Below are 12,868 nucleotides of genomic sequence, written 5' to 3'. Positions count from 1 at the left end.
TCCCAAACCTTTTCTTCTATTGTAACGTTACGTCAAAAGAAAAGGGGAGTGAAATAACATCACTCCTCCTGATTGCAGTATATGCGCAGGGATTACTTTTCGCCTTCTCTTGGCTTCATGGTCGGGAATAACAGAACATCACGGATGGAATCCTGACCTGTCAGCAACATGACAAATCTGTCGATACCGATACCGATGCCACCTGTCGGAGGCATGCCGTATTCCAGTGCCTCAACATAATCTTCATCCATTTCACCGGCTTCATCATCACCGAGCTTCTTGTTTTCCAGCTGCTGGATGAAACGCTGCTTCTGATCGATTGGATCATTGAGCTCCGTGAAGGCATTGTCGAATTCAACACCGCAGATTTCCAGCTCGAAGCGCTGGGTGAATCTAGGATCATCCGGATTCTTCTTGGCCAGCGGCGAAATCTCAATCGGGTGGCCCCAGACAAAGGTCGGCTGTTCAATCTTGTCTTCGCAGAACTGATCAAAGAACAGCGAGATGATGTTGCCGACTGTTCTTTGATGAGGAAGTACTTCCACATTGTGTTCCTTGGCCAGCTCGAGTGCTTTGTCAACGGACATCGGCTGCCAGAAATCAACACCAGTGACTTCCTTGACGGCATCCACCATGTTCCATCTCTTGTATGGTGCCTTCAGGGAAACATTTTTTCCCATGAAGCTGAACTCAGTCTTGTGGAAGACTTCATTGGCGACGTATTCAAACAGCTGCTCATTCATTTCCATCATGCCCTTGAGATCACTGTAGGCAAGATAGGCTTCCATGGTTGTAAATTCAGGGTTGTGCTTGAGGTCCATGCCCTCATTGCGGAAAATGCGGCCGATTTCGTAGACACCTTCCATGCCGCCAACAATCAGTCTCTTCAATTCCAGCTCAGTGGCAATACGGAGATAGAAATCCTTATCGAGGGCATTATGGTGGGTAATGAACGGTCTGGCATTGGCACCGCCGAGAATCGGCTGCAGAATTGGTGTTTCGACTTCCACATAGCCATGGTCATCCATCCATCTCTGGATGGCACGGATGATCTTCGGTCTTGTCAAAGCAATCTCCATGCTGGAACGGTTCATGATCAGATCCAGATACCGTCTGCGGTAGCGCTCTTCCTTATCGGTCAGGCCATGGAACTTCTCCGGCAGAGGGCGCAGTGCCTTGGACAGGTGGGTGTATTCATGGCATTCCACAGACAGCTCACCGGTCTGGGTACGGATGATGCGTCCCTTGACACCGATGATATCGCCGAGATCTGCAGACTTGAACAGTTCATAGACTTCCGGGCCGACGACACGCTCATTAACGACAACCTGGATTCTGCCTTCGCGGTCCTGCAGCTGGATGAAGCCAAGCTTGCCCATTCTGCGCTTTGCCATGATACGGCCGGCAACGGATACCTGTACATCCATCTTCTCCAGCTCTTCGCCAGTATTATCGCCATAATCGCGGCGGATGATGCCGCTGTTGGAATTGCGGCTGAAGGCATGTCCGAACGGATCAATGCCCTGGCTGGCAAGCTGTTCCATCTTCTGGCGGCGGGCAGCTTCCTGGTCATTCAGACTCTGCTCATTGACAGCCTGCACAAGCTCTTCCTTTTTCTTCTGCAGTTTCTGTTTCTTCTGATCAGCCTCTCTGCGGCGGGCAGCCAGCTCCGGATGCGCCGCTTCAAATGCTTTTCTTCGTTCTTCCTTGAGACGCTTCTTCTCTTCTTTTGTCAGTTCTTCTTCAGACATTGTCTTCCTCCATCCTAATATAAAAAGCTCTCACCCATAGGGACGAGAGCTTGTTCGTGGTACCACCCTAATTCATGACAGAATCTGTCATCTCATTACTCTGCCATATCGCAGCAGCGCGGCTTTCTCAAAAGGCCTTGTCATCAGGTTTCACCATTGTTCTGCTTGCACCATCCAGAACTCGCTGCTCATGGCCTTGTGCCTGTGCTTCCTCTATCACTGTCGGCGCTGTTATTCTAGCAGATAGGCAGGGGAATGCAACTTAAAGATCGTTGTCGTCGCGGGAGTTTGGATCCTTTGCCAGCAGCTTGTTTACGATGATGCCAAGGATCAAAGAGCAGGCGATCGTCGTGATCGTGATCTTGCCGAATGTCAGGGACAATCCGCCGATGCCGGAGATCAGAATCGTGGAGACAACATACAGGTTGCGGTTGAGGTCGAGATCAGCTCTTTGGATCATCTTCAGTCCGGAGACAGCGATGAATCCGTACAGTGCCATGCATACACCGCCCATGACGCAGGTTGGGATCGAGGAGATGAAGGCGACGAACGGTGTGATGAAGGAGATGATCAGGCATTCCACAGCGGCGCAGGTGATGGTGGCAACGCTGGCATTGCGGGTAATGGCAACGCAGGCGATGGACTCACCATAGGTTGTGTTCGGGCAGCCGCCGAAGAAGGCACCGGCAATGGAGCCGATGCCGTCACCCAGCAGTGTGTGATCAAGGCCTGGATCTGTGAGCAGGTCTGTTTCAATGATGCTGGAGATGTTGCGGTGGTCCGCGATGTGCTCGGCGAAGACGACGAAGGCAACCGGTACATAGGCCGCAAAGATCGTGCCGATGTAGGAAGCGTCGATTTCATGGAAGCCGGCAAATGCCTTGAGAAAAGTGAAGTCCGGTACAGACAGGAAGGTGTGCAGGCCGATGCCGCCATCTGTCAGTGTGCTGAAGGCGCTGAAGTCAACAATCTGCATTGGTGCATAGCCGGTGGCCAGGCCGATCCATGTGAAGATCGCCGCTACACCGTAGCCGGTCAGGATACCGATAATGAAGGGGATCATCTTTGCCTTGCGGCCGCCATAGGTGCTTGCCAGCATGGTAGCGATCAAAGCGATGATGCCGCACAGGACGGCAAACTGGGTCGTTTCGCCGGTCAGGCTGGATGTGCGCAGGTTGGTGACAGCACTGCCTGCCAGGGACAGGCCGATGATGGAAACGGTGGGACCGATGACAATCGCAGGCATCAGCTTGTTGATCCAGCCGGTGCCGACTTTGCGGATGATCATCGCGAAGATGACATAGACGATGCCGGCGAAGGCTGCACCCAGCAGCAAGCCTGCATAGCCGGCCTGAATGGATACCGCACCAGCGAAGGCTGCACTCATTGATCCTATAAACGCAAATGAAGAGCCCAGGAATACTGGGCTCTTATGATTGGTAAACAGGATGTAGACAAGGGTTCCAATGCCGGCACCAAACAGGGCGGCGGCGGTGGACATGCCATTGCCGATAATGAGAGGAACGGCGATTGTTGCGGCCATAATAGCCAGAACCTGCTGGAAGCCGAAAACAACGAGCTGCGTGAATTTGGGTCTGTCATTAACCTGATAGACGAGTTTCATGTGAAGATCCTCCTTTTCGGTGTCTTATCATATCGGACGCATACCTGTTTGTAAACACTAACATTTGCCTGATACTGTTTTCATGAAACAGAAAATGGTAAAATATAGCCCGGAGAGAAAGCATGAAGTGGAAGAATAAACTTGATCCTGTCCTGACAAAAATATGTTTATACATCATCGGAACCATTGCCATCCTGTATGTTCTCTACCATGCCGGCAATTCTTTGTTCTCATTACTGATGATGTTAATCAAGCTGATCGGCACGATCTTCCATCTGCTGGTGCCGGTGTTCTGGGGTTTCTTCCTGGCATACCTGCTGATGCCGATCACTGACTTCCTGCAGAAAAAGCTTGCCTATTCCCGCTTCAATAAGAAAAACAAGTCATGCCGCGGCTTTGCCGTTGCTTTGACGATCATGATCATTGCGGCCTTCTTTGTGGCAATGCTTTCCATTCTGATCACGTCCTTTACATCCACCGTTCAGATCGCCGATCTGGACAGCACGATGAAGTTCTTCAAAGGCATTTCCGACAGTGCCCAGAACATCTATAACTCGCTTCTGTATCAGCTCAAGAACATGAACCTGGATTCCAAGCAGATCCAGGATGGCATCAATGCCGTTGTCTCTGCTTTGACCAACTGGTTTACCGGTCTTGGCAAGAATATGTTTACTTCTTTGGAAGATCTGCCCGGCATTCTGTCCAGAGTTCTGCTGTCAGTCATCTTTGCCATCTGGTTTCTGCTGGATGGGGCACACATTGCCATCTACTGGGGCAAGGTTGCCTGTGCATTGTTTTCGGATGAAACAAGACAGAAGATCGGCGACTTCATTGAAGATGTCGACCGTGTCTTCTCCGGCTATGTGCGCGGCCAGATGCTCGATGCATTACTGATGATGATCATTCTTTCCGTTACACTGTCATTATGCAAAGTGCCGTTTGCCGTACCGATCGGCGTGCTGGCAGGCTTTGGCAATCTGATTCCGTATGTCGGCCCGTTTGTTGCCTATGTCGGTGTTATCATCGTCTGTGCAGTCAAGATGGATCTGTCCAAGATGATCATTTCGCTGATCATGCTGTGGATCGTGCAGTCGATCGATGGCAATATCATCAATCCGAAGTTGCTTGGCTCCAATGTCCATATTCATCCGATGTATGTGATCATTGCACTGATCATCGGTTCAGGCCTTGGCGGACTGCTTGGCATGCTGTTTGCGGTGCCGATTGCGGCCTTGATCAAGCTGCAGTTTGACCGGGCAATGGCTGCACTGCTGAAGCGCAGACAGCGAAAAGAACAGGAAAAAGAAAGTTCCGATTCTGAGTGAACCGGAACTTTTTTACATGTTGGTATTGAGGTAATTGACCAGAGCCAGCGCCTGGGGATACAGCTGGACAGAGGATGCCATCGAATTAAACGATACGCAGAAGGAATAGTTGTCAGTAAAGCCGATCATGTAGCAGTGTACACGGTCATTGGGGCATTCTGCCGTACCGGTCTTGGCATAGACCATGCCATACCTGCTTTCCGAAAAGCCGTAGGACAGGGCTGCTTCATGCATGGCTTCCTTCAGTCTTGCGTCTACCGTTTCATCAATGGCCGCAGAAAGCTTTTTCTGCCTGGCCTGATAGGAAGTAAACAAGGAACCGTCAATCTTCTGGACGATGTAGGGTGACATCATGACGCCGTCATTGGCCACTGCCTGAGCGATCAGAGCCAGATGGACAGGCGTGATTTCGGTATTGCCCTGGCCAAAGGCGGTCTGGGCAATGGTTGCCGGCTTGTCATCTTCAATATCAAGCTGCGAATGCAGCGTGCACAGGAACGGGATCTCAATATCCTTGCCGATCATGAAGTTTTCTGCCATGGTGCGCAGATTGTCAGCACCGGTCTGAATGCCAAGGTTGGCAAAGTAACAGTTGACGGAATTGGCAAAGGCTGTATCCAGATCAATATCGCCATAGACCTCATTGTTGTAATTGGTGATCGTCCAGTCATCACCTTCCGGCGTATACGTGCCGGTGTCGGTATACTGGAAGAAATCATCGGATAGGCCTTCATCTTCCTGTTTCTTCAATGCCGCTGCCGTTGTGACAACCTTGAAGGTGGATCCCGGGGGATCGGTCTCATAGGTGCCGCGGCGGTACTGGCCGTCCTGGGTGGTATTGGCCAGGAAGCTGTCGGGATCATTGACGTCATAATCAATCGTTGACTGGGAAGCCAGGGCCAGAATGGCACCGGTCTTGTTATCGATGACCGTGATGGAACCTTCCTGTCCATCCAGCAATTGATAGGCATAGTCCTGCAGACCGGTATCGGTTGTCAGGGTAACCGTTTCACCTTTATCATTGCTGTCAAGATGATACAGCAGGGCATCCTTGAGACTGCCCCGCAGGCCATAGGAATTTTCCTGCGAACTGTTGACAGTATAGTAGCCAAGCAGCCATGCATAGGAATAGCTTTCCGGATCTGATGCCGTGCCGCCTTCACCAGCTTCGGCATTTCCGAAGATCAGACTGCCGTTGCGGTCAAGAATATCGCCTTCCTTGACATAGCTGCTGATTTCCTGATATGTAATCTGATTTTTAGTTGCCTTGTACGTGTCATTGACATAGGGCATCACGACATATTTGCCGCCAAATACCGCACATAGCACAAGCGGTGTGACAACACACAGCACCTGGGCACTCTGGATGCGCCGGCGGGCATTGCTGCGATGGTTTTCATGCGTCTGTTTCATCTTCGGATTCCTCCTCTTGCTCAGACAGGTGCAGAAGGGTACCTGTAAAGCAGAATACAATCGTCTGATAGGTAAAGCCGCGGGATAAGAACGGGATCGGCAGACCGGTGAACGGGATGATGTTGCACGAGCCAAGAATCACAATCAGTCCCTGCATCACCAGCATGAAGGCAGCGCCAAAGGCAACCACCGCATCCTGGCGGTGATGTTTCAGCAGACGATTGGCAGCGGCACAGCCGCGGCTGCCGATCCGGCACAGCATGAAGATGCAGTACAAAGCAAGCACCCAGCCAAACTCGGCAACCATTGCCACAAAGGCCATATCACTTTCTGCCACCGGAATGGCATTGAAGTTGACCGTGTTGCCAAACAGGCCACCCATCCACAGTGCTTTCTTGCCCTGCAACAGCTGATAGCCGGCACCATAGGGATCAGAATAGATGTTGGCTGTGACTGAGAAGCGCTCATAGACTTTTTTGCATAACGGATACAGCAGAGTGAAGGGTGCTTTTAACGTTCCGGCCTGATAGCTTGGATCAAGCAGCTTATACAGGCCGAACAGGGCTGCTGCACTTCCAAAAAACAGGACAAACATGATGATCAGATACATCCGCTTGCGGTGGGAATGCTTCATGAAGATGAAGATCAGTCCAAGGTGCAGAAAGAACAGGATGAAGAAAGAGCCAAGTTCACGGATGAGGATCGAACCGCCCAGGTTAATGAGAAAGAAGATGGTGGACAGCAGCAGTACTTTATCTTCTTCAAAGCGCAGCTGAGAAGAGAATAAAGAGGCATAGAACAGCAGGGCACTGACTTTGGTGAAGTCAGTCATCTGGATCGTGAAGCCGGCAATGGAAATCCATGCATTGGTGCCATAGCCATTGGGGTCATAGCCTCTGACTGCCAGAAAGAGATAGATGGCAGCGGAGACGGCCATCATGACATAGACGGTTCCCTGCTTGTTCAGCAGTTTGCGGAAATAGCTGTAAAAGATCAGGAAGATCACCGCAATGACAAGTGAGATCAGATATTTAATGACACTAAAGGTGCCAATCGGGTTATACACCTGATCAATGGTCAGCTGCAGGCCGATGCCCGCCGCTGAAAGTTTTGCCACGGCCCCAAACAGTTTCATGTCGGCATTTTTCTGGTAGGCATAATTGCCGGCCAGGCCGGTGATGACAAGCATCGGTGCCAGAATATACAGATAGTTCATACCGGCCTTGGCAGACTTGAGCCATACAAAGGCCCCCATCAGCACTTCAAACAGAATGGCATACAGGATATGGCGGTCACTGCGGTCTACCCTGACTTCTTCCTGCTCATCTGTATCTGTTGCGGGCTGGCTTTCTGTTTCCTGCCGGTCATCGTTTTCTTCATCAATCCAGATTTTCATGCATTTATCCTTGATAACAATGTAATAGGATACGGTTTTTCACGTGGGAATACAAGTCTGGCTCACGATTCTTAAGGGCTCTGCGGTACAATGGAGACGGAGGAACCGTATGAAACAATCATCATTTGGAATCGATACAAAAGGGCGTGAAACAACACTGTATACACTGGAAAATGAGAAAGTTTCCATCAGTGTCTGTGACTATGGCGCCACCCTGGTGCGCTTTATTGACAAAAAGAGCGGAAAGGATATCGTCAAAGGGTTTGATGATATCCATGGCTATCAGAGTCAGACATCGTATATCGGGGCCAGCATCGGCCGCACTGCCAACCGCATTGGCAAAGGGCAGTTCTCTTTAAACGGAAAAACATACCAGCTGCCGATCAATAATAATGGCAACTGCAACCATGGCGGCATCGAAGGCTTTGACAAGAAGCTCTGGCAGGTCAAAGAAGCAGGGGATGATCACATTGTGTTCTGCTATCTCAGCAAAGATGGTGAAGAAGGTTATCCGGGAAATCTGGATGTGCGTGTGACATACACGCTGCTGGACCGCGGTGTTTCCATCACGGCAGAAGGAACGGCTGATCAGGATACCTTGTTTGCCTTTACCAATCATTCCTACTTCAATCTGGAACAGAGTGAGGATATCCGCCATCATCTTCTGCAGGTCAATGCGGATGGCTATGTGCCGGATGATGAAAACGGCATGGGCATGGATGAGGTGCGGCCGGTGGCAGGCACACCGTTTGATTTCCGTGCGATGAAGGAAATCGGCAAGGACCTGGATCAGGATGATCCCCAGTTGCATGTGGCAAGAGGCTATGATCACTTCTATCCAGTACAGGGTGAAAGTCTGCGCACGGTGGCAAAGCTGCAGGGCGGCGGATTGCTGTTAACAGCGCAGACAAACCAGCCTGGCGTGCATATCTATTCGGCTAACTGGCTGGAAGGAGAAACGGGCAAATATGGCATCGTGCATAAACCGCAGAGCGCTGTCTGCCTGGAATGTGCATGGCATCCAAATGCCATCAATTACCCGGATGTCTGCGCCAAGCCGATTGTAAAAGCAGGACAGACTAGCGTGCAGATCATTCAGTATACAGTGGAGGACGCATGAAGAAGGACGAAAGATGCCGGCTTCTGTATGAAGCAGGTGCCATCGTTCTGCTGTTTTTCGGGGCATGGGTGATTGCCTATACGTGGCTGCCATCCGCTCTGCGCTGGCCGCTGGGCATCATCTGTATTGTGCTTGAGATTGTGCTGCAGGCAGCGCTGCGGATTCTGGATCAAGAAGGCGAATGGTCTTCGATTGTCAATGTACGCAAACGCTCATCCTTTCTGAATATCCTTTCTTTGATCAGTTTCCGGATCATGCCCATCGTGGTCATTGTGATTCTGATCCTGATGGATCTGGGAGGTATGCTATGAGTGCACAGGCAGCTGTTTTTGATATGGATGGCACACTGCTCAATACCGTGGCAGATATGGGCGGTGCTTTGAATTATGCCATGGGTGCATGCGGGCACCGCCATGACTTTACACCGGATCAGATCCGCAGCTTCTTTGGCTCGGGCGGACAGGTGGCCATCTGCCGTGCTCTGGCTGTTGAAAAGGGCTATGGCTTGGATCAGCTGGAACAGGTAGGCACAGACCATGATGCCATCTCGCCGCATCTGGATCTAGCCCTGGCAAAAAAGATTGTCGGCGTGTGGGAGCCGTACTACTTTGCCCACAATGCGGAGCAGACTTCTCCATATCCCGGCATTGTTGAGATGCTGAAAAAGCTCAGAGAAAACCGGGTGTTTACGGCGGTGGTATCCAATAAGCCGGATCCGTCTGTACAGGTGCTGGCAGAAAAGTACTTTCCAGGCTGCTTTGACTATGTGGTCGGCAACAGTGCAAAGATGCGCCGCAAGCCGGCGCCGGACATGGTTGTTTCCGCATTGCAGGCAGGACGTATTTCCCCGGCCAATGCGGCCTATATCGGTGATTCAGAGATCGATATTCTAACGGGCAGAAATGCCGGTACAGCCAGTATTGCCGTGGCGTGGGGATTCCGCAGTGAAGCGTTTCTGCGTGCCCATCAGCCGGATCTGATTGTGCATGATGCCGCAGAGCTGTGCAAAGCCCTGCTGGAAATGTGACAATAGTCTGTACAGTCATAGTAAAATATGCAGGAAGAGATACAAAGAAATACAAATGGAGGCAAAGCGATGAAAGTTTGGTCAAGAGAAGAACGCAGCCGTACGCTGACAGCGAAGGATTATGATGAACTGGCGCATGCCCATGAGCAGATTTCTCATTCGATCTGGCGTACCCAGTACCATGTGCAGCCGGTGACAGGCCTGCTGAATGATCCCAATGGTTTCTGCTGGTACAAGGGCAAATGGCATCTGTTTTACCAGTGGTTCCCGTTTGGACCTGTGCATGGCCAGAAGCACTGGTACCATGTGCAGTCGGATGACCTTGTCCATTTTGAAAATGTCGGTCTGGGCATGAAGCCGGATACCTGGTATGACAACCATGGCTGCTATTCTGGCAGTGCACTGGTGGAAGATGATCTTGTCTATTTTGTCTACACGGGCAATAACCGGGATGAAAACTATATCCGTCATCCGTATCAGCTGCTGGCTGGCATGAATCAGGACAACCGGATTCTGAAGTATGAGGAGCCGCTGATCCAGGAAGACAAGGAGTATACGGAGCACCAGCGCGATCCGAAGATCTTCCGGCGCCATGAAGATGAAATGTATTATATTCTGATGGGTGCGCAGAATCTGAAGAAGCAGGGAAAGTTCCTGATGTACCGTTCGAATCAGATTCATACCGGCTGGCAGAAACTCGGTGAGCTGAAAGTGCGCGGCATGGATGACTTTGGCTACATGATCGAGTGCCCGGATATTGAAAAGATCGGTGACAAGTATGTACTGATCTTCTCGCCGCAGGGTCTGCCTGCTCACAAAGACAGGTTCCTGAATAAGTTCAACAATGTCTGCCTGGTTGGTGATCTGGATCTGTATCACATGGAGTTTATTCCGGATGGTGATCTGCAGATGCTGGATGCCGGCTTTGAGTTCTATGCGGCGCAGTGTGCAAACCAGTCTCTGTACAAGGATGCAGCGATTCTGGAAGGCTGGTTTGGGTGTTCTGACTATACCTATCCGGCAACGGATGAAGAGGGCTGGGATGGCCTGATCAGTCTGCCCCGTCAATTGACAATTGAAAATGGCAAACTGATGCAGAGACCTGTCAAGGATGCGGACAGTCTGAAGAAGGATCTGATCTTTGAAGTGCGCAATGGTTCCATTGTCAAAGATCAGATGCATGCCGAAATGCCGCGTGCCTGCATCATGGAAGTTAACAATGCCGAGGATAAATCGCTGACCCTGAATCTGTTTACCTGGGGCAGGGAAAGAGGCTTTGAGATTGCCTATGACGCTGACAAGAAGAAGTTAACAATTGACCGCTCTGCGATGGCGAATCAGTTCAATACAGAATTTGGCACGTCCCGCTCTGTCCATCTGGACAAAGGCTTGTCAAAGATGCAGATTTTTGTGGATCATTCCGCCATTGAAATCTTTGTCAATGATGGTGAAACGGTGATGTCTTCCCGGATCTTCCCGGAGAAGAGTGAAAATATGATCCGGATGGCTGGCAGTGATATCGATATCAAGGTGTGGCTTGCAGGAAGGAGTGTGCAGGATGAATTCAAGCTGTAAGGAGAATGACTGGCTGCAGAATGCCGTCTTCTATGAGATTTATCCACAGTCTTTCCGCGATGCCAATGGTGATGGAATCGGTGATTTTCAAGGCATCATTGAAAAGCTGGATGAGGTCCATGACACTGGCTTTAATGCCATCTGGATCAATCCCTGCTATGATTCGCCGTTTGTGGATGCCGGCTACGATGTCAGAAACTATTACAAAACAGCTGCCCGCTATGGTACCAATGCAGACCTGGTGAAGCTGTTTGAAAAGGCCCATTCTCTGGGCATGCATGTCCTGCTGGACCTGGTGCCGGGGCATACAAGTGTTGAATGTGACTGGTTCAAGCAGTCCAGTCTACCTGTGCGCAATGCGTATACGGACCGCTATATCTGGACAGATATGGTATGGAATGCACCGCAGAATGTCGGCTCGATCACAGGCTGGCTGCGGGGCGGCTTTGACCGTGACGGAGCCTGTGCTACCAATTTCTTCACTGCCCAGCCGGCTTTGAACTATGGCTTCTACCATAAAGATGAGGGCTGTGACTGGGAACAGGGCGTCAACGATGAAGGCCCGCAGTCGACCAGAAAAGAGATCGAAAAGATCATTGCCTTCTGGTGCGGGCTTGGCTGTGACGGCTTCCGTGTTGATATGGCTGGCTCTCTGGTCAAGAATGATCCGGAAAGAAAGGGAACCATTGCACTTTGGAATGAGATCTTCTCTCATGTCAGAAAGCAGTTCCCGGATGCCCGCTTTGTCTCTGAATGGGGACAGCCGGAACAGGCATTGCAGGCCGGCTTTGATATGGATTTCCTGCTGCACTTTGGCCCCAGCCATTATCTGGATCTGTTCAGGACAAAGACACCATTCTTTGCCAGAGAAGGCAAGGGCTCTTTGAAGGAATTCTTCCGTCTGTACATGGCTAACCGTGATTTGACAAAAGGCAAAGGTCTCATCTGCATCCCGAGCGGCAACCATGATATGGACCGTCTTGCCACAATGCTGGATACAGCTGCCCAGAAGCTTGCCTTCCTGTTCCTGTATACGATGCCGGGTGTTCCGTTTACGTATTATGGCGATGAGATCGGCATGCGGAAGCTGAATCTGCCAAGCCATGAAGGCGGCTATTTCCGCACAGGATCCCGCACGCCGATGCAGTGGAATGCCAGCACGAATGCTGGTTTCTCAGCGGGTGATCCTGCTTCTCTGTATCTGCCGATTGATGAAGAAAAGTATCAGGAGGTCAATCTGGAAACGGAAAAGAAAGATCCTGCTTCTTTGTACAGTGAAGTGAAGCGTCTGCTTGCCTTCCGCAAAGAACATTCCTGCTTCCTGGCTTCCAGCGGCTTCACGCTGGTCAGTGATGATTATCCGCTGATCTATGAACGTCATGATGACAAAGAAAAGCTGACTGTTGTGATCAATCCATCCCGCGAATCCTTTGGGACAAAGCTGCAGCAGAAAGATGTCATCTACAGCACCTTTGATCAGGAAATCAAAGATGGCGTTCTGCCGGGACAGAGCGGCTTCATCCTGCAGTCAAAGTAATGAAGAAAGATCTGTTTTGACAGCAGATCTTTTTTCCTCTTGCAAAGAGGATGAAGTTGATCTATGATACTGACACATCACGAAAAGCACAGGCGGTTAT

General features: G+C 50.7%; 10 protein-coding genes. 6 read left to right on the top strand and 4 right to left on the bottom strand.

Translation table 11 applies throughout. From position 1 onward, the window contains the following. Window positions 1-92: 92 nt before the first annotated feature. Window positions 93-1,751: a lysine--tRNA ligase gene (gene lysS / locus MOZ60_RS07055; RefSeq protein WP_370596132.1), complete on the bottom strand. Its 1,659-nt coding sequence runs from the start codon at window positions 1,749-1,751 to the stop codon at window positions 93-95. A gap of 262 nt (window positions 1,752-2,013) precedes the next feature. Further along, a complete protein-coding gene (locus tag MOZ60_RS07050) occupies window positions 2,014-3,375 on the bottom strand; it encodes a uracil-xanthine permease family protein (RefSeq protein WP_277645080.1) in 1,362 nt (453 codons plus the stop codon). A 122-nt stretch (window positions 3,376-3,497) separates the two neighbouring features. On the opposite strand from MOZ60_RS07050, the gene MOZ60_RS07045 reads away from it, so the two are divergent. After that, the gene (locus MOZ60_RS07045) at window positions 3,498-4,700 is read left to right on the top strand and encodes an AI-2E family transporter (protein WP_277008044.1); all 1,203 of its coding nucleotides are present in this window, start codon (window positions 3,498-3,500) and stop codon (window positions 4,698-4,700) included. Between the two features lie 12 nt (window positions 4,701-4,712). Here MOZ60_RS07045 and MOZ60_RS07040 read toward each other — a convergent pair whose 3' ends face one another. Together MOZ60_RS07040 and MOZ60_RS07035 are read right to left on the bottom strand one after the other, a co-directional pair. After that, a complete protein-coding gene (locus tag MOZ60_RS07040) occupies window positions 4,713-6,113 on the bottom strand; it encodes a penicillin-binding transpeptidase domain-containing protein (RefSeq protein ID WP_370596131.1) in 1,401 nt (466 codons plus the stop codon). Beyond that, complete coding sequence (locus MOZ60_RS07035) at window positions 6,097-7,509, bottom strand: FtsW/RodA/SpoVE family cell cycle protein (RefSeq protein WP_370596130.1); 1,413 nt, start codon at window positions 7,507-7,509, stop codon at window positions 6,097-6,099. The genes MOZ60_RS07040 and MOZ60_RS07035 overlap by 17 nt, the downstream gene beginning before the upstream one ends. A 109-nt stretch (window positions 7,510-7,618) precedes the next feature. Here MOZ60_RS07035 and MOZ60_RS07030 point away from each other — a divergent pair, with 109 nt between their 5' ends. The 5 genes from MOZ60_RS07030 (at window position 7,619) to MOZ60_RS07010 (ending at window position 12,768) form a co-directional block, all read left to right on the top strand. Then, a complete protein-coding gene (locus MOZ60_RS07030; protein WP_370596129.1) occupies window positions 7,619-8,629 on the top strand; it encodes an aldose epimerase family protein in 1,011 nt (336 codons plus the stop codon). Beyond that, window positions 8,626-8,940 (top strand): hypothetical protein, encoded by a 315-nt coding sequence (locus tag MOZ60_RS07025; RefSeq protein ID WP_277655384.1) that lies wholly within the window; start codon window positions 8,626-8,628, stop codon window positions 8,938-8,940. Before MOZ60_RS07030 ends, MOZ60_RS07025 begins: the two co-directional genes overlap by 4 nt. Next, complete coding sequence (locus tag MOZ60_RS07020) at window positions 8,937-9,656, top strand: HAD family hydrolase (RefSeq protein ID WP_277009007.1); 720 nt, start codon at window positions 8,937-8,939, stop codon at window positions 9,654-9,656. The genes MOZ60_RS07025 and MOZ60_RS07020 overlap by 4 nt, the downstream gene beginning before the upstream one ends. A gap of 69 nt (window positions 9,657-9,725) precedes the next feature. Then, window positions 9,726-11,231, top strand: a complete 1,506-nt coding sequence (locus tag MOZ60_RS07015; RefSeq protein ID WP_370596128.1) for a sucrose-6-phosphate hydrolase — start codon at window positions 9,726-9,728, stop codon at window positions 11,229-11,231. Then, window positions 11,215-12,768 carry an alpha-amylase family glycosyl hydrolase gene (locus tag MOZ60_RS07010; protein WP_370596127.1) on the top strand — a complete coding sequence of 518 codons (1,554 nt, stop codon included), beginning with the start codon at window positions 11,215-11,217 and terminating at the stop codon, window positions 12,766-12,768. Before MOZ60_RS07015 ends, MOZ60_RS07010 begins: the two co-directional genes overlap by 17 nt. Window positions 12,769-12,868 lie beyond the last annotated feature (100 nt).

This window comes from Grylomicrobium aquisgranense (assembly GCF_033971865.1).
Classification (GTDB): Bacteria; Bacillota_I; Bacilli_A; order Erysipelotrichales; family Erysipelotrichaceae; genus Bulleidia; species Bulleidia massiliensis.
Note: the sequence above shows the minus strand (reverse complement) of the source record. Positions and strands in the feature narration are given on the sequence as shown.

Excerpts from the sequence above, each read along its gene's own strand:
- lysS (WP_370596132.1), bottom strand. The coding sequence starts at position 1,751 with ATGTCTGAAGAAGAACTGACAAAAGAAGAGAAGAAGCGTCTCAAGGAA.
- MOZ60_RS07050 (WP_277645080.1), bottom strand. The coding sequence starts at position 3,375 with ATGAAACTCGTCTATCAGGTTAATGACAGACCCAAATTCACGCAGCTC.
- MOZ60_RS07045 (WP_277008044.1), top strand. The coding sequence starts at position 3,498 with ATGAAGTGGAAGAATAAACTTGATCCTGTCCTGACAAAAATATGTTTA.
- MOZ60_RS07040 (WP_370596131.1), bottom strand. The coding sequence starts at position 6,113 with ATGAAACAGACGCATGAAAACCATCGCAGCAATGCCCGCCGGCGCATC.
- MOZ60_RS07035 (WP_370596130.1), bottom strand. The coding sequence starts at position 7,509 with ATGAAAATCTGGATTGATGAAGAAAACGATGACCGGCAGGAAACAGAA.
- MOZ60_RS07030 (WP_370596129.1), top strand. The coding sequence starts at position 7,619 with ATGAAACAATCATCATTTGGAATCGATACAAAAGGGCGTGAAACAACA.
- MOZ60_RS07025 (WP_277655384.1), top strand. The coding sequence starts at position 8,626 with ATGAAGAAGGACGAAAGATGCCGGCTTCTGTATGAAGCAGGTGCCATC.
- MOZ60_RS07020 (WP_277009007.1), top strand. The coding sequence starts at position 8,937 with ATGAGTGCACAGGCAGCTGTTTTTGATATGGATGGCACACTGCTCAAT.
- MOZ60_RS07015 (WP_370596128.1), top strand. The coding sequence starts at position 9,726 with ATGAAAGTTTGGTCAAGAGAAGAACGCAGCCGTACGCTGACAGCGAAG.
- MOZ60_RS07010 (WP_370596127.1), top strand. The coding sequence starts at position 11,215 with ATGAATTCAAGCTGTAAGGAGAATGACTGGCTGCAGAATGCCGTCTTC.